At 71.3% G+C, this 15,124-nt stretch carries 16 protein-coding genes; 11 read left to right on the forward strand and 5 right to left on the reverse strand.

The features are described 5' to 3' along the window. The 4 genes from DY245_RS30325 to DY245_RS30340 all read left to right on the forward strand — a co-directional run. A partial coding sequence (locus tag DY245_RS30325) for an ArsA family ATPase (protein ID WP_147318381.1) occupies positions 1-1,185 on the forward strand: 1,185 nt, incomplete at its 5' end. Between the two features lie 105 nt (positions 1,186-1,290). Next, complete coding sequence (locus DY245_RS30330; protein WP_128510400.1) at positions 1,291-1,767, forward strand: DUF5304 domain-containing protein; 477 nt, start codon at positions 1,291-1,293, stop codon at positions 1,765-1,767. Positions 1,768-1,854: 87 nt separating this feature from the next. Beyond that, complete coding sequence (locus DY245_RS30335; protein WP_128510401.1) at positions 1,855-2,796, forward strand: ROK family glucokinase; 942 nt, start codon at positions 1,855-1,857, stop codon at positions 2,794-2,796. A 6-nt stretch (positions 2,797-2,802) separates the two neighbouring features. Then, positions 2,803-3,627 carry an endonuclease/exonuclease/phosphatase family protein gene (locus DY245_RS30340; RefSeq protein WP_181923943.1) on the forward strand — a complete coding sequence of 275 codons (825 nt, stop codon included), beginning with the start codon at positions 2,803-2,805 and terminating at the stop codon, positions 3,625-3,627. A 20-nt stretch (positions 3,628-3,647) separates the two neighbouring features. On the opposite strand, the gene DY245_RS30345 is transcribed toward DY245_RS30340, so the two are convergent. Then, on the reverse strand, positions 3,648-4,286 hold the full coding sequence (locus tag DY245_RS30345) for a hypothetical protein (protein ID WP_128510402.1): 639 nt from the start codon (positions 4,284-4,286) through the stop codon (positions 3,648-3,650). Then, on the reverse strand, positions 4,273-5,079 hold the full coding sequence (locus tag DY245_RS30350; RefSeq protein WP_128510403.1) for an alpha/beta hydrolase: 807 nt from the start codon (positions 5,077-5,079) through the stop codon (positions 4,273-4,275). Before DY245_RS30350 ends, DY245_RS30345 begins: the two co-directional genes overlap by 14 nt. Positions 5,080-5,242: 163 nt before the next feature. Between DY245_RS30350 and DY245_RS30355 the strand changes: the two genes are divergently transcribed. The 5 genes from DY245_RS30355 to DY245_RS30375 all read left to right on the forward strand — a co-directional run bounded on the left by DY245_RS30355 (position 5,243) and on the right by DY245_RS30375 (position 10,437). Beyond that, entirely contained in the window at positions 5,243-5,977 is a 735-nt protein-coding gene (locus tag DY245_RS30355) for a lysophospholipid acyltransferase family protein (RefSeq protein WP_128510404.1), read from the forward strand. A gap of 55 nt (positions 5,978-6,032) precedes the next feature. After that, positions 6,033-7,361 (forward strand): MacS family sensor histidine kinase, encoded by a 1,329-nt coding sequence (macS, locus tag DY245_RS30360; RefSeq protein ID WP_128510405.1) that lies wholly within the window; start codon positions 6,033-6,035, stop codon positions 7,359-7,361. A gap of 23 nt (positions 7,362-7,384) precedes the next feature. After that, positions 7,385-8,029: a response regulator gene (locus tag DY245_RS30365; protein ID WP_397879817.1), complete on the forward strand. Its 645-nt coding sequence runs from the start codon at positions 7,385-7,387 to the stop codon at positions 8,027-8,029. 190 nt (positions 8,030-8,219) lie between these two features. Beyond that, complete coding sequence (locus DY245_RS30370) at positions 8,220-9,248, forward strand: 6-phosphofructokinase (protein WP_128510407.1); 1,029 nt, start codon at positions 8,220-8,222, stop codon at positions 9,246-9,248. 172 nt (positions 9,249-9,420) lie between these two features. Continuing rightward, entirely contained in the window at positions 9,421-10,437 is a 1,017-nt protein-coding gene (locus tag DY245_RS30375; RefSeq protein ID WP_128510408.1) for a 2-hydroxyacid dehydrogenase, read from the forward strand. Here DY245_RS30375 and DY245_RS30380 read toward each other — a convergent pair. Continuing rightward, positions 10,403-12,370 carry an anthranilate synthase family protein gene (locus tag DY245_RS30380; RefSeq protein ID WP_128510409.1) on the reverse strand — a complete coding sequence of 656 codons (1,968 nt, stop codon included), beginning with the start codon at positions 12,368-12,370 and terminating at the stop codon, positions 10,403-10,405. The genes DY245_RS30375 and DY245_RS30380 overlap by 35 nt on opposite strands. A 102-nt stretch (positions 12,371-12,472) precedes the next feature. Further along, entirely contained in the window at positions 12,473-12,535 is a 63-nt protein-coding gene (locus tag DY245_RS48450) for a hypothetical protein (RefSeq protein ID WP_425329459.1), read from the reverse strand. A 92-nt stretch (positions 12,536-12,627) separates the two neighbouring features. Here DY245_RS48450 and DY245_RS30390 point away from each other — a divergent pair, with 92 nt between their 5' ends. Together DY245_RS30390 and DY245_RS30395 are read left to right on the forward strand one after the other, a co-directional pair. Further along, positions 12,628-13,977: a class II 3-deoxy-7-phosphoheptulonate synthase gene (locus tag DY245_RS30390; RefSeq protein WP_128510411.1), complete on the forward strand. Its 1,350-nt coding sequence runs from the start codon at positions 12,628-12,630 to the stop codon at positions 13,975-13,977. 192 nt (positions 13,978-14,169) lie between these two features. Further along, positions 14,170-14,469 (forward strand): (2Fe-2S)-binding protein, encoded by a 300-nt coding sequence (locus tag DY245_RS30395; RefSeq protein WP_128510412.1) that lies wholly within the window; start codon positions 14,170-14,172, stop codon positions 14,467-14,469. Positions 14,470-14,512: 43 nt separating this feature from the next. Here the strand turns inward: DY245_RS30395 and bfr are convergent, their stop codons facing one another. Further along, entirely contained in the window at positions 14,513-14,989 is a 477-nt protein-coding gene (bfr, locus tag DY245_RS30400) for a bacterioferritin (protein WP_128510413.1), read from the reverse strand. Positions 14,990-15,124: the final 135 nt, after the last annotated feature.

The following is a 15,124-nucleotide window of genomic DNA, read 5'->3' on the forward strand; positions in this document are numbered from 1 at the left end:
GGCGGCGCGGGCCGCACCACGCTCGCCGCCGCGACCGCCCTGGCCGGCGCCCGGCGGGGCGCGCGGGCACTCCTGCTCACCACCGAGAGCAGCGCTTCGGAAACGGTGCTGGGCACCCCCCTCGGCGCCGACGCGCCCACCCCGATAGCGCCCGGTCTGCACGCCCGGCGGATCGACCCCGGCGACCGCTTCCGCCAGGAGTTCCTCGCCTTCCAGGAGCGCGCCGGCGCCGCCCTCGACCTGCTCGGCGCGGCCCCCCTCGACGAGGACGAGCTCACCGAACTCCCCGGCTCCGAGGACTTCGCGCTGCTGCACGCGCTGCGCGCCGAACACGCCTCGGACGACTGGGACATGGTCGTCGTCGACATGCCGTCGGCCGCCGAAACGATCCGGCTGCTCGCCCTGCCCGCCCAGGTACGCCGCTATCTGCGCCGTCTGCTGCCGCCCGAGCGCCAGGCGGCCCGCGCGCTGCGCCCGGTGCTCGCCCAGCTCGCCGGCGTCCCGATGCCGGCCCAGAAGCTGTACGAGGCCGCCGAGCGCTGGGAGACCGAACTCGCCGCCGTCCAGCGGGCGATCGACGACCCCGGCACCTCCGTACGCCTGGTCACCGAGGCCGGTCCGGTCGCCGCCGCCAACCTGCGCACCATCCGCGCCGGACTCGCGCTGCACGGCCGCCGCACCGACGGCGTGGTCGTCAACCGGCTGCTGCCCACCGGCTCCGCCGACCCGTTCCTCGCCGCGCTCTCCGGCAGCCAGCAGACCGCCCTCAAGGCGCTGCGCGAGGAATTCCCCGACGTGCCCGTCCACGAGGTGCCGCACCTGGGCCGTGACCCCCAGGGCGTCGACGAGCTCGACGAGCTGATCGACGGGCCGACCGGCGAGATCGGCGAAACCGGCGGGACCGGGCCCGTCGACGGACCCCGCCCCGACCCGTGGACCGTCGAGGACCGCCTGGCCACCGACGGCATCCTGGTCTGGCAGGTGCCGCTGCCCGGCGCCGAACGCAGGGGCCTCGGCCTGGTGCGCCGCGGCGACGAGATCGTGGTGACCGTCGGCCGCTTCCGCCGGATCCGTACGCTCCCCTCCGCGCTGCGCCGTTGCACCGTCTCCGGCGCCGGCCTGCGCGACGGTGTCCTGGAGATCCGCTTCACCCCCGACCCGGGCCTGTGGCCCAAGAGCGACTGAACGCGGTACCACCGTTCGGGTAACGTCGAGGGTGAGCCGTCCCGACGTGCCCGTCCCGCACCCCTTCGCCGTACCGCCTCGCCGCAGGAGTCCACGGAGTTCATCATGAGCGATGCCACCGAGCGCCCCGCCGACCACAGTGCCGAGCCCGATGCCGACGCCTGGGAGACGGCCTGCGCCGAGGACCTCGCGGCCGAGAAGGCCCGCCGCCGCTCCACGCACGGCCCGCAGCCGGGCAGCGCCGCCGAGGAGCTGCGCAAGCTCGCCGACGCGGTGACGGACAAGCTCGCCGGCATCCAGCTGCCCGGCGCGCTCGGCGGGATCGCCGCACAGGGCGCCGTCAACCAGCTGTTCAAGCAGGCCAAGGCCGCCGTCGAGCCGGTCATCGAGCGCAACCCCGACATCTTCGACCACCTCGCCGCGGCCGGCTCCGAGCTGCTCGCGGCCTACCGCTCCGCCGTCGAGGGCAGTGAGCGCCGCTGGACCCGTGACGACGTCGACGACCGGCCCGGCGGCCGCCGCGACGACGATCCGCGCGATGACGACGGCCCTACCGGCACCGAGCGGATCGATCTCGACTGATCCCCCAAAGGCTCAACGACCAGGGACGTCCCCCCATCTCCGGTACGGTGGATCCTGGCGGGGTTCGAGCGAAAAACTGAGGGACACATGGGACTCACCATCGGCGTCGACATCGGCGGCACGAAGATCGCGGCCGGCGTGGTCGACGAAGAGGGCTCGATCCTTGAGACGTGCAAGGTTCCGACGCCGCAGTCCACCGATGCGCTGACCGAAGCCATCGCGGACGCGGTCCGCACTGTCGGGGCCGGCCATCATGTCGAGGCCGTCGGCATCGGCGCCGCCGGCTATGTCGACGAGAAGCGGGCCACGGTCCTGTTCGCACCGAACATCGACTGGCGCCACGAACCGCTCAAGGACAAGGTCGAACAGCGCGTCGGCCTCCCCGTCGTCGTCGAGAACGACGCCAACGCCGCGGCCTGGGGCGAGTACAAGTTCGGCGCCGGCCAGGGCCACAGCGACGTCATCTGCATCACCCTCGGCACGGGCCTGGGCGGCGGCATCATCATCGGCAACAAGCTGCGCCGCGGCCGCTTCGGCGTCGCCGCCGAATTCGGCCACATCCGGGTCGTGCCCGACGGCCTGCTGTGCGGCTGCGGCAGCCAGGGCTGCTGGGAGCAGTACGCCTCCGGCCGCGCCCTGCTGCGCTACGCCCGCCAGCGCGCCTTCGCCACCCCCGAGAACGCCCAGATCCTGCTGTCGCTCGGCGACGGCACCCCCGAGGGCATCGAGGGCCGGCACATCAGCGAGGCCGCCCGCCAGGGCGACCCGGTCGCCATCGACTCGTTCCGCGAACTGGCCCGCTGGGCCGGCGCGGGCCTGGCCGACCTCGCCTCGCTCTTCGACCCCTCCGCCTTCATCGTCGGCGGCGGCGTCTCGGACGAGGGCGAGCTGGTCCTCGACCCGATCCGCAAGTCCTTCCGCCGCTGGCTGGTCGGCAACCAGTACCGCCCGCACGCCCAGGTCCTCGCCGCCCAGCTCGGCGGCAAGGCAGGACTGGTCGGCGCCGCCGACCTGGCGCGCCAGGGCTGACCGCCGATGGTGGCTGAGCACCCCGGGCTCCCCGCGTCCGGCACCGAGGAAGAAGGCTCGGCGATCGTCCGTGTGCTCAGCTACAACATCCGCTCGATGCGCGACGACCGGGCGGCGCTGGCCAGGGTCATCCAGGCCTGCGCCCCCGATCTCGTGCTGATCCAGGAGGCGCCGCGGTTCTTCCGCTGGCGCAAGGCCGCCGAGCGGCTGGCCCGCGCGGCCGGGCTGGTGTACGTCACCGGCGGCGGCACGACCGCGGGCCCGATGATCCTCTCCACGCTCCGCGCCCATGTGGAGCGCACGGAGGACGTTCTGCTGCCCCGCACCCCCGGGCTGCACCAGCGCGGTTTCGCCACCGCGGTGGTCCGGCTCGGCCGGGCCCGGCTGGGCGTGCTCAGCTGCCATCTCAGCCTCGCCGACCAGGAGCGGTACGAGCAGGCCGGGCTGCTGCTGGAGCGGCTCGCCGCCCTGGAGGCGCCGCACGCCGTCGTCGGTGGCGACCTCAACGACCGGCCGGAGGGCCGTAGCTTCCGGCGGGTGGCGGGCGCGCTCACGGATGGCTGGGCGGCCAAGCCGTGGGGCGGGGAGTTCACCTCCACGCCCCTTGAGCCGCGGCAGCGGATCGATGCGGTCTTCACCACCGACGGCGTCGAGGTGCTGGGATGCGGGGTCCCGCATGGCCTTCCGGGCGTGCGGGAGGCTGACCTTCAGGCCGCGTCGGATCACTTGCCGGTGCTGGCGGCCTTGCGGGTGCCGGCCGGCGGCCAGGGCGGACACGCCCTGGCGTTACGCGACCTTCGGCCGCGTGTCCTCGATCGCCGGACGGGCTGAAATATGGCGGGCTGAATACCTCACACCACCGCGCCGCTGCCCGGCAGGTCGTCATCGTCGCCGTCGTCGTCGTTCTTCATCCTCGCCACCAGGGTGGCGAAGCCGCCCAGGAAGCCGCCGATGCCGAGGACGGTGATCCACCACGTCACCGGCTGCTGGAAGACCACCATGGCCACCAGCAGCAGCGGGCCGCCGAGCGCCGCGATCCAGGCGAACTTGGCGGTGACATCGGCCTTCGGCAGCGGGGGCGGCTCGGGCGGGGTGAAGTGGCCCTCGTCGGTCTCGTCGAAGTCGTCGTCGGACGGCTCGGCGGCGGCCCAGTCGCGCGGTCCGACGCCCGGTGCGAAGACGACGAAGCTGCCCGGGCGCGCGGTGTCGCCCGGACGCGCGGTGTCGCTCGGGCCGCTTTCGTCGCCGGTGCCCTTCCCGTCGTCCGGATCGCTCTTCCGGCCGTCCGGATCGCCCTTCCCGTCGTCCGGATCGGACTTCATGTGCCGCACGGCCTTCACGTCCGTCGCGTCGTGGGTGTTCTTCGCGTCCTTGGTGGCGTCGCCCGCCGCGGGGAACGACGGCTGCTCGCCGTAGCCCGCCACGATCTCGGCCCAGGCGGCCTCTTCGTCCAGCGGGTCCCGGGGGTCGCGGGGGCTACGCTCCGCCACGGGTCGCCGTTCCCTCCTGGGCAGCGTCCGCCGCGTCCGTCCGCGCCTCCGGGGCGAGCCGGGAGATGAAGGCGAAGGTGTCCCGGAAGATCTGCTCCGCGTCGTGGTCGAGCGTGGCGACGTGGTAGCTGCGCTCCAGCAGCGTCTGCCGGACGTCCGTCGAGGAGACCCGGGCGAGGATCCGCTCGGAGTCCACCGGCGGTACGACATGGTCCTGCGGGCTGGTCATCACCAGCAACGGCTGGGTGACGCCCGGGAGTTCGGAGTCGACCTGCTGGAAGAGCCGGCGCAGCGAGTGCGCCGCGTGCAGCGGCACCCGGTCGTAGCCGACCTCCTCGGAGCCGGGCTTGGCGATGTCGCTCGTAATCCCCTTGGTCGTAGGTACGAGGTGGCGCAGCACCGGCAGCAGCGGCGCGGCCGCGTCATGCACCTTGTTGCCGGGGTTGACCACGGCCACCCCGCTGATCGCATCGCCGTGCTTGGCGGCCAGCCGCAGCGCCAGCGCGGCGCCCATCGACAGGCCGCAGACGAAGACCTTGGTGCAGCGCTCGGTGAGCGCGCGCAGTTCGCGGTCGACCTCGGCGTACCAGTCCTGCCAGGTCGTGATCTGCAGGTCCTGCCAGCGGGTGCCGTGACCGGGCAGCAGCGGCAGGGCGACGGTCAGCCCCTGGTCGGCCAGATATTCGGCCCAGGGGCGCACAGACTGGGGGGAGCCGGTGAAGCCGTGGCACACAAGGACGCCGACCTCTCCGCCGTCACGGCGGAACGGCTCGGCTCCGGGAAGGAGCGGCACCGGGGGACTCCGTTCGATAAGGGGACCTGGCGAGTTACCTAAGAGTACGCAAAGTGACAGCAGGCGGGTAGGCCCGAGGACCGGCGCGGGGCGAGCGGGGCCGCCGGGGCAGGTTAAGGTCTTTGCGTCACACACAGGAGGCAGTCGGTTGATCTACGGCGCAATGAAGTTTTCCATCGGCGGGTCGCTGAAGCTTGCCTTCAGGCCCTGGGTGGAAGGCATCGAGAACATCCCCGCCGAGGGTCCGGCGATCCTCGCGAGCAACCACCTGTCCTTCTCGGACTCCTTCTTCCTGCCCGCGGTGCTCGACCGCAAGGTCACCTTCATCGCCAAGGCCGAGTACTTCACCTCCCCGGGGGTGAAGGGCAGGCTGACCGCCGCGTTCTTCAAGGGCGTGGGCCAGCTGCCGGTCGACCGCTCGGGCGCCAGGGGTGCCGGCGAGGCGGCGATCAAGAGCGGCATCGAGGTGCTGGAGCGCGGTGAGCTGTTCGGCATCTACCCGGAGGGCACCCGCTCCCCGGACGGCCGGCTCTACCGCGGCAAGCCGGGCGGGCTGGCCCGGGTGGCGCTGGCCACCGGTGCGCCGGTCATCCCCGTGGCGATGATCGACACCGAGAAGGTGCAGCCTCCGGGCAAGATCGTGCCGAAGATGATCCGGCCGGGCATCCGTATCGGCAAGCCGCTGGACTTCACGCGCTATCAGGGCATGGAGGGCGACCGCTTCATCCTGCGGTCGGTCACCGACGAGGTCATGTACGAGATCATGAAGCTCTCCGGCCAGGAGTACGTCGACATCTACGCGACCGCGGCCAAGCGGCAGATCGCCGATGCGGCGAAGGCCGCGGAGGCGAAGAAGAAGGCCGAGGCGGAGCAGGCCAAGAAGGCCGCCGCCGAATAGACGGGCAGTGCCGAGGCCGGGCGTGGGCGCGCCCGGCGAGGGGTGGGGGCCGGCAATGACGGATGCGGACATACGGACGGTGACCGGCGGCATGGCTGCCGCCAGGCGCCACGGCAAGCACCCCAAGGTGCTGCGGATGTCCGTCGAGCTCCCGCTGTGGCGCGCGCTCACCGGCTACCGGATCCTCACCCTCGTCTACACCCTGTGCCTGGTCGCGCTCTCCTACCGGAGGTACGAGCATCCGCTGGGCGCCGCCGCGTACATGGGCGCGCTGACCGTCTGGATGGCGCTGACCTGGCGCCGTACGACCTCCCCGGAGCGCTGTACCCGGCGGTTCCTGATCGCCGACCTCGGCTTCGCGGTCGGCGGCATCCTCATCACACCGCTGGTCGACAGCCACGCCCGCATCATGGACGGCTCGCCGACGCTGCCCTCCATCTGGACCGCGGGCGCCGTCCTGGGCTTCGCCATCAAGGGCGGCTGGCGCTGGGCCGCGGTGGCCTCCAGCGCCGTGGCGGTCGCCAATCTCGTCGAACGCCAGGAGCTGGCCCGCGACACCATCCACAACGTGGTGCTGGTGTGGGTGGCCAGCGTCGCCATCGGCTATGTCGTCGAGGTGGCCCGCGCCAGTGAGCGCACCCTCGCCCGTGCGCTGCAGATCGACGCCGCCACCCGCGAACGGGAGCGGCTGGCCCGCGACATCCACGACAGCGTGCTCCAGGTGCTGGCGATGGTGCAGCGGCGCGGTGCCGCGATCGGCGGTGAGGCGGCCGAGCTGGGCCGGATGGCGGGCGAACAGGAGGTCGCGCTGCGCACCCTGGTCGCCGGCGGGATGGTGCCGTCGGCGCACGGGGCGCGGCCGGGCGGCGCGGCAACGGCGGTGCCGTACGCGGCCGGTGAGAGCGGAGTGGGTGAGGCGGCGCCTGTCGTGGCCGCACCGCCACCGGTCGCCGGCGGGTCGTGCGACGTCCGGGCGCTGCTCGCTCCGTACGCGAGCGCCGGCGTCACCTTCTCCGAGCCCGGCGCCCCGGTCGAGCTGCCGGCCGCCGCGGCCGCGGAGCTCGCGGCCGCTGTCAGTGCCGCGTTGGACAATGTGTGGGTGCATGCGGGGGGCGACGCCCACGCATGGATCCTGGTGGAGGACGAGCCGCATGCGGTGATCGTGACGGTCCGCGACGACGGCCCCGGCATCCCCGAGGGCCGGCTCGCGGACGCCGAGCGCGAGGGCCGTCTGGGGGTGGCCCTGTCGATCCGCGGCCGGCTGCGGGACCTGGGCGGCGGCGCGGAGTGGGTCTCGGTCCCCGGCCAGGGCACGGAAGTGGAGTTGACGGTCCCCAAGGGCACTGCGCCCGAGGGCGGAAGGCGGGGGAAGGCAAGAGCGTGACGGAGCAGACGGCGCTGAAGGTCATGGTGGTCGACGACCACCCGATGTGGCGCGATGCGGTCGCGCGGGATCTGGCGGAGGCCGGGTTCGAGGTGGTCGCGACGGCCGGCGACGGCCCGCAGGCGGTGCGCAGGGCGCAGGCCGCGGCGCCCGATGTGCTGGTCCTGGACCTCAATCTGCCGGGGCTGCCCGGCGTCCAGGTGTGCAAGGAGCTGGTCGGCGCCAATCCGGCGCTGCGGGTGCTGGTGCTGTCCGCGAGCGGTGAGCACGCCGATGTCCTGGAGGCGGTCAAGTCCGGTGCGACCGGCTATCTGCTGAAGTCGGCGAGCACGGAGGAGCTGCTGGACGCGGTGCGGCGCACGGCCGCCGGCGATGCGGTGTTCACGCCGGGCCTGGCCGGTCTGGTGCTGGGCGAGTACCGCAGGCTGGCGACCGAGCCGGCCCCGGCGACACCGGACGAGCCGGGTGCACCGCAGTTGACGGACCGTGAGACCGAGGTGCTGCGCCTGGTCGCCAAGGGACTCTCGTACAAGCAGATCGCCGAACGGCTGGTGATCTCGCACCGCACGGTGCAGAACCACGTCCAGAACACCCTCGGCAAGCTCCAGTTGCACAACCGCGTGGAGCTGGTGCGCTATGCGATCGAGCGTGGCCTCGACGAGGTGTGACCGGCAAGATCACCGGCCGCGGCCGGTGCGATCCGCCCGTACGGGTGAACACCTCGCGTCAACTCCCTGGTAAATCACCGAAATCACCGTTTGTCCCATCCCGAAGTGACCCAGATCACCATTAGCGTGACCGGCGTCGGCTCAAATCACGGCCGTGCGCGGCCACTGACGGGATGTAGGTGAAGCAGCGATGCGGGTCGGAGTACTGACCGGCGGTGGCGACTGCCCGGGTCTGAACGCAGTGATCAGGGGCATCGTCCGCAAGGGCACCCAGGAGTACGGATATCACTTCGTCGGCTTCCGGGACGGCTGGCGCGGGCCCCTGGAGGGCGACACCGTGCCGCTGGACATCTCGGCGGTGCGCGGCATCCTGCCCCGTGGCGGCACGATCCTCGGCTCCTCGCGGACCAACCCCTTCAAGGAGAACGACGGCGTCCGCCGGATCAAGGAGACGCTCGCCAAGGAGGAGATCGCGGCGCTGATCGCGATCGGCGGCGAGGACACCCTCGGTGTCGCCGCCCGGCTCTCGGACGAACACGCGATCCCCTGTGTCGGTGTCCCCAAGACCATCGACAACGATCTGTCGGCCACCGACTACACCTTCGGCTTCGACACCGCCGTCGGCGTCGCCACCGAAGCCATCGACCGGCTGCACACCACCGCCGAATCCCATATGCGGGTCCTGGTCGTCGAGGTGATGGGCCGGCACGCCGGCTGGATCGCACTGCACTCCGGTCTCGCCGGCGGGGCGAATGTCATCCTCATCCCCGAGCAGCGCTTCGACATCGAGCAGGTCTGCGCGTGGATCGAGTCCCGTTTCAAGGTCCGCTACGCCCCGATCGTGGTCGTCGCCGAGGGCGCGATGCCCAAGGACGGCCAGATGGTGCTCAAGGACGACTCCACCGACTCCTTCGGGCATGTCCGGCTGTCCGGTGTGGGGGAGTGGCTGGCCAAGGAGATCGAGGCACGTACGGGCAAGGAGGCCCGGACGACCGTCCTCGGGCACACCCAGCGCGGCGGCACACCGAGCGCCTTCGACCGCTGGCTGGCCACCCGCTTCGGACTGCACGCCATCGACGCGGTGCGCGACGGTGACTTCGGGAAGATGGTCGCGCTGCGCGGCACGGACATCGTCCGGGTGCCGATCGCGGAGGCGACCGCCAAGCTGAAGACCGTCGATCCGGCGCGCTACGCCGAGGTCGGCGTCTTCTTCGGCTGAGCCGGGCCGCTTCCGCTTCGCTCCTGTTGTCCTGCCCCCGTCCCGTATCCCGGGCGGCACTGCCGGGCGATGGGCCGTATATTCGCCATACGCGACATATCCGGCCCATCGCCCACAGGTCGGAGGGAAAGGGACCAGCGAAGAGGACCGGCGGGAGAATCCGGGAGAGCTCGTGGACATCGTCGCATTCGGTGTGCAGGCGGATGAGCGGCCGTTCCTGGAGAAGGCCTTCGCCGGCCGTCACCAGGTCCGCAGCGTGGATGTCTTCCTCAACCGCGACACCGCCCCCATCGCGCGCGGCTACGAGATCGTCAGCTCCAGCGTCAACGCCGATCTGAGCGCGGATGTTTTGCAGACCCTCGCGGCCGGCGGGACGAAGATGATCGCCCAGCGCTCCACGGGCTTCAACAACATCGATCTGCGGGCCGCCGCCGACCTCGGCATGACCATCGGCCGGGTCTCCCGCTACTCGCCGTACGCGGTCGCGGAATTCGCCTGGGCCCTGGCGCTGGCCGTCAACCGGGGGATCGTACGGGCCACCAACCGCACCCGTAACTTCGACTTCCGGCTGGACGGCCTGATGGGCCGCGATCTGCGCGGCCGTACCGCGGGCGTGCTGGGCACCGGCAAGATCGGCGCGGCGTTCACCCGGATCGCCCATGGCTTCGGGATGAACCTGCTGGGCTGGGACCTCGTCGAGAGCCCGCGCTGCACCGAGCTGGGCATGAAGTACGTCGCCCGGGAGCGGCTGTTCGCCGAGGCCGATCTGATCACCCTGCACGTCCCGCTGGTGGAGGCCACCCGACACCTCGTCGACGCCGCCGCGCTGGCGGCGATGAAGGACGATGCGATCCTGATCAACTCCGGCCGCGGCGGGCTCGTCGACGCCGCCGCCCTCGTCGATGCGCTCAAGGCCGGCCGGCTCGCCGGCGTCGGCCTGGACGTCTACGAGGAGGAGGCCGGGCTCTTCTACTTCGACAAGTCCCTGGACATCATCAACGACGACACCCTGGCCCGCCTGATGACCTTCGGGAACGTGCTGGTCACCTCGCACCAGGCGTACTTCACCGAGGATGCGGTCGGCCAGATCGTCGAGGCCACCGTCGCCAATGTCGAGGACTATCTGACCGGCCGCACCAACGAGAACATGCTGGTCACACGAGGACAGCTGCCAGCAACTGCGCAGTGACCGAGGCGCCGTCCAACGTCAGCACCGACTCCGGGTGGAACTGCACCCCTGCAAAGCCCGGACCGCGCAGCGCATGCACCTCGCCGCTCTCCGCGTCCCGGCTCAACTCGACGCGGTGCATGGCGAGTTCGGCCGCGGTGGAGTCGTCGCAGCGGGCCGTGAAGGTGTTGTAGAAGCCCACCGTCTCCTGGCGCCCGAAGAAGTCGATCCGCTCCTGCGCGCCCTGGAAGGGCACCTCCTTGCGGACGATCTCCAGCCCCAGCTCCGCGGCGAGCAGCTCGTGCCCGAGGCAGACGCCGAAGAGACCGTGCCGGTGGCCGGCGACCAGCTCGGCGGTCAGCGACCGCAGAAAGCGCATCTTGGGGTCGGCGGCGTCGGACGGGTTGCCCGGCCCAGGGCCCAGCACGACCGGGCCCTGGTGCGCCCGGGCGGCCTCGCGCAGCCCCGGCTCGTCGAAGCGGCGCACGGTGACCTCCAGCCCGGAGGTCCGCAGCAGATGCGCCAGCATCGCGGTGAAGGTGTCCTCGGCATCGATCACCAGGGCGTGTCCGCTCAGCTCGGCGGTCGGCGCGGTGGTCTGCATCCGCAGCCAGAAGGGGGCCAGGTCGGCCCGGCGGGCGTCCAGCGCGGCCCGCACCCGCGGGTCGTCGGCCAGCCGTGGCGGCCGGCCCTCGGCCGCCGGACGCGCCGGGGCCTCTCGTACCCCCAGCGCGGTGAGCACCCCCGCCGCCTTGGCGTGCGTCTCGGCGACCTCGCTGTATGGGTCGGAGGCGCGCACCAGCGTGGCGCCGACCGGCACCCGGAGACGGCAGTCCGCGGCGATATCGGCGGTACGGATCAGAATCGGCGAGTCCAGCGTCTGCGCGCCCACGCCCTCGTCCCGCCCCTCGCCCGGTGCCCGCCCGATCAGCGCCAGCGCGCCCGCGTAGTAGCCGCGCCCCCGCCCGTCGGTGCCGACCGGCTCATGCCGTTCGATGACCCGGCAGGCGTTCTGCACCGGCGACCCGGTGACCGTCGCCGCGAACATCGTCTCCTTGAGCACCTCGCGCACATCGAGGGTGGAGCGGCCGCGCAGCTCGTACTCGGTGTGCGCGAGATGCGCCATCTCCTTGAGCCGGGGCCCGATCACCACCCCGCCCTTGTCGCCGACGGTGCACATCATCTTCAGCTCCTCGTCCACCACCATGGACAGCTCCTCGACCTCCTTGCGGTCGCCGAGGAACGCCAGCAGGCTCTCGGCGGTGGGGCCGCCGGCCGGGTAGCGGTAGGTCCCGCTGATCGGATTCATCACGACCGTGCCCCCGGTCATCCGGACATGCACCTCGGGGCTGGCGCCGACCAGCGTGCGCACCCCGGGGCGGTGCACCACATACGTCCAGTACGCCCCGCGCTCACCGGCCAGCAGCCGCCGGAACAGCGCCAGCGCATCGGCCGCCGAGAAGTCCGCGATCTCGCCCTCGAACGTCCTGCGGATGACGAAGTTCGCGCCCTCGCCGGTGCCGATCTCGTCCCGCACCACCCGCCCGACGATCTCGGCGTAGGCGTCGTCGTCCACATCGAACGCCCCGTCCGTCACCCGTACGTCATGCGCCGGGAGCGCCGCCAGCACCTCGTCCAGCGGCAGTTCGGCACTCTCGCCCGGGCGCAGCACGGCCAGCGGTGTGCCGTCGTCGTGGGCCCGGAAACCGCGCTCGCGGATCTGCCGGAACGGGATCAGCGCGAGCGCGTCGATCACCGGCGCATCCGGCACCGTCTCAGCAAGTGGGATGTCGGCCAGCCGCTCGACCTCGGTCACCTCGCCGATCAGCACCTCTACGGTGTCGCCCGTCTCCCGCCCGGGGGAGCGGCGGCGCAGCAGGGCGAACGGCGGGCAGGCGGGGTCGAGCAGCCGCTGGACGAGCGCGGCGGCGTCGGTGTGGGGCTCGCGGTGCATGGCGGGTTCCTTCCGGGTGAGCCAGAGAAGGGGTACGGCCGCCGGAAACACCGAAGGCCGCCCCTCGGGCGGCCTTCGCGAAGTGTGTGGTGTGCGCGCGAATCAGTGGGCCGCCGGATGAGCGGTCCACCACCAGTTCATGTTCATGGCCGGTCGCGTGTACATGGAGGGCACCCTACCGGACCGTCCGAGTGCAGTGCGTCTCAAAGTCCGGATGCCGGACGGACACCCCTACGGGACCCCGTAATGTGGGGCTTGTGACCGTGAACGCTGAATCCCACGCCGGTGGCAACACCTGGCGAGACCTGCCCGCGGCGCAGCAGCCTGACTGGCCGGACCAAGAGGCTCTGCGCGATGTGATCGCGGAGCTCGAGTCCTATCCGCCGCTCGTCTTCGCGGGCGAGTGCGACCAGCTGCGCGAGCGCCTGGGAGCGGTCGCCCGTGGTGAGGCGTTCCTGCTTCAGGGCGGCGACTGCGCGGAGGCCTTCGACGCCGTATCCGCCGAGCACATCCGTAACAAGCTCAAGACGCTTCTCCAGATGGGTGCCGTCCTGACCTACGCCGGGTCCGTCCCGGTGGTCAAGGTCGGCCGGATCGCCGGCCAGTACAGCAAGCCGCGCTCCAAGCCCACCGAGACCCGCGACGGGGTGACGCTGCCGACCTACCGCGGCGACTCCGTCAACGGCTTCGAGTTCACCGAGGCGGCCCGTATCCCGGACCCCCAGCGCCTGAAGCGGATGTACCACGCGTCCGCCGCGACGCTGAACCTGGTGCGCGCCTTCACCACCGGTGGCTACGCCGACCTGCGTCAGGTGCACGCCTGGAACCAGGACTTCGTGAAGTCCTCGCCCTCCGGACAGCGCTACGAGGCGCTGGCCCGCGAGATCGACCGCGCGATGAACTTCATGAACGCCTGCGGGGTGGACCCGGAGGAGTTCCGTACCGTCGAGTTCTACTCCTCCCACGAGGCGCTGGTGCTCGACTACGAGTCGTCGCTGACCCGGGTCGACTCGCGTACCGGCAACCTCTACGACGTCTCCGGCCACATGGTCTGGATCGGCGAGCGCACCCGTCAGCTGGACGGCGCGCACATCGAGTTCGCCGCGCGCATCCGCAATCCGATCGGCGTCAAGCTCGGCCCGACGACCACGCCCGAGGACGCGCTCACGCTCATCGAGCGCCTCGACCCCGAGCGTGAGCCGGGCCGGCTGACCTTCATCACCCGCATGGGCGCGGACAAGGTCCGCGACAAGCTCCCCGAGCTGGTCGAGAAGGTCACCGCCTCCGGCGCGCAGGTCGCCTGGATCTGCGACCCGATGCACGGCAACACCTTCGAGGCGGCCTCCGGTCACAAGACCCGGCGCTTCGACGATGTGCTCGACGAGGTCAAGGGCTTCTTCGAGGTCCACAAGAGCCTCGGTACGCACCCGGGCGGTATCCACGTCGAGCTGACCGGTGACGATGTCACCGAGTGCGTGGGCGGCGGCGACGAGATCTTCGTCGACGATCTGCACCAGCGCTACGAGACCGCCTGCGACCCGCGGCTCAACCGCAGCCAGTCGCTGGACCTGGCGTTCCTGGTGGCGGAGATGTACCGCGACCAGTGAGGCCGTCCGCCGCTGACCTGCGCTGACGGTCAGGGGCACGAAGGCGCAAGACGAGAGTGGGGCGCGGATCCTGTGATCCGCGCCCCACTGCGTTGTGAAGCCCCCGCCGGGCCAGGTAAGGTAAGGGTTACCTCACTCAAGATCAGCTGATCGATGAGTCATCGCCGAGCCGCCCCATGGAGGTGAAACCGCGTGTACGTCTGCTCATGCTTCGGGATCACCGAGCAGCAGGTCCGCGAACACGCGGATACGGGCGCCTGTACGCCCCGCCAGATCGCCTCCGCCTGCAAGGCCGGCACCGACTGCGGAGGCTGCGTGCGCCGCATTCAGGCGCTGCTCGGCCGGGGCGACTGCCCCCGCCGGGAGCTCATCGACAACGGCGCGTCCACGGCGCTGTCGCCCGACCCGTTCGCGCCCGAGTCGCTTGCGCCCGATCCCCTGGGCGCGGAGGCGGGCGCAGGGGCGCCCGCGGCGCTCTCGGGGGCCGCGTAGTTCTGAGGGCCGTCCGGCAGGCTCCCGCCATCGCGCCGCCCGCTCAGCTCGGCTGCTCGATCACCTGGGCGATGTAGAGCGCCTCTCCCAGCTTCTCGATCAGCTCCAGCTGGGTGTCGAGATAGTCGATGTGGTGTTCCTCGTCGGCGAGGATGTCCTCGAAGATATTCGCCGAGGTGATGTCGCCCTTGTTGCGCATGAGTTCGATACCGCGCTTGAGCCGGTCGATGGCCTCGACCTCGATCTGCCGGTCCGCCTGGAACATCTCGGTGACGGACTGGCCGACCCGTACATGGAACAGCCGCTGGTAATTCGGCAGACCGTCGAGGAAGAGAATCCGGTCCGTCAGGAGCTCTGCGTGCTTCATCTCGTCGAAGGACTCGGAGCGCGTGTACTTCGCGAGCTTCGTCCAGCCGAAGTTCTCCTGCATCTTGGCGTGCAGGAAGTACTGGTTGATCGCGGTCAGCTCGGCGGTCAGCTGCTCGTTGAGGAATTCGATGACCTCGGGGTCGCCCTGCATGGCTGCGGGCTCCTTCCACGCGAGAACTGGGCAGGTGCCGCGCATCCTCGCACCGCCCGGAGCGGAACGTCCAGTAAGTTCACGCTTAGTACGAGTTGCCCGATTCCCTCCCTCCCTGGTCATCGGCACCCCTTC

It is taken from the genome of Streptomyces inhibens (assembly GCF_003389455.1).
In the GTDB taxonomy this organism is placed as follows: domain Bacteria; phylum Actinomycetota; class Actinomycetes; order Streptomycetales; family Streptomycetaceae; genus Streptomyces; species Streptomyces inhibens.

Coding starts and splice junctions, on each gene's coding strand:
- DY245_RS30330 (WP_128510400.1), top strand. CDS start 1,291: ATGAGCGATGCCACCGAGCGCCCCGCCGACCACAGTGCCGAGCCCGAT.
- DY245_RS30335 (WP_128510401.1), top strand. CDS start 1,855: ATGGGACTCACCATCGGCGTCGACATCGGCGGCACGAAGATCGCGGCC.
- DY245_RS30340 (WP_181923943.1), top strand. CDS start 2,803: ATGGTGGCTGAGCACCCCGGGCTCCCCGCGTCCGGCACCGAGGAAGAA.
- DY245_RS30355 (WP_128510404.1), top strand. CDS start 5,243: ATGAAGTTTTCCATCGGCGGGTCGCTGAAGCTTGCCTTCAGGCCCTGG.
- macS (WP_128510405.1), top strand. CDS start 6,033: ATGACGGATGCGGACATACGGACGGTGACCGGCGGCATGGCTGCCGCC.
- DY245_RS30365 (WP_397879817.1), top strand. CDS start 7,385: ATGGTGGTCGACGACCACCCGATGTGGCGCGATGCGGTCGCGCGGGAT.
- DY245_RS30370 (WP_128510407.1), top strand. CDS start 8,220: ATGCGGGTCGGAGTACTGACCGGCGGTGGCGACTGCCCGGGTCTGAAC.
- DY245_RS30380 (WP_128510409.1), bottom strand. CDS start 12,370: ATGCACCGCGAGCCCCACACCGACGCCGCCGCGCTCGTCCAGCGGCTG.
- bfr (WP_128510413.1), bottom strand. CDS start 14,989: ATGCAGGGCGACCCCGAGGTCATCGAATTCCTCAACGAGCAGCTGACC.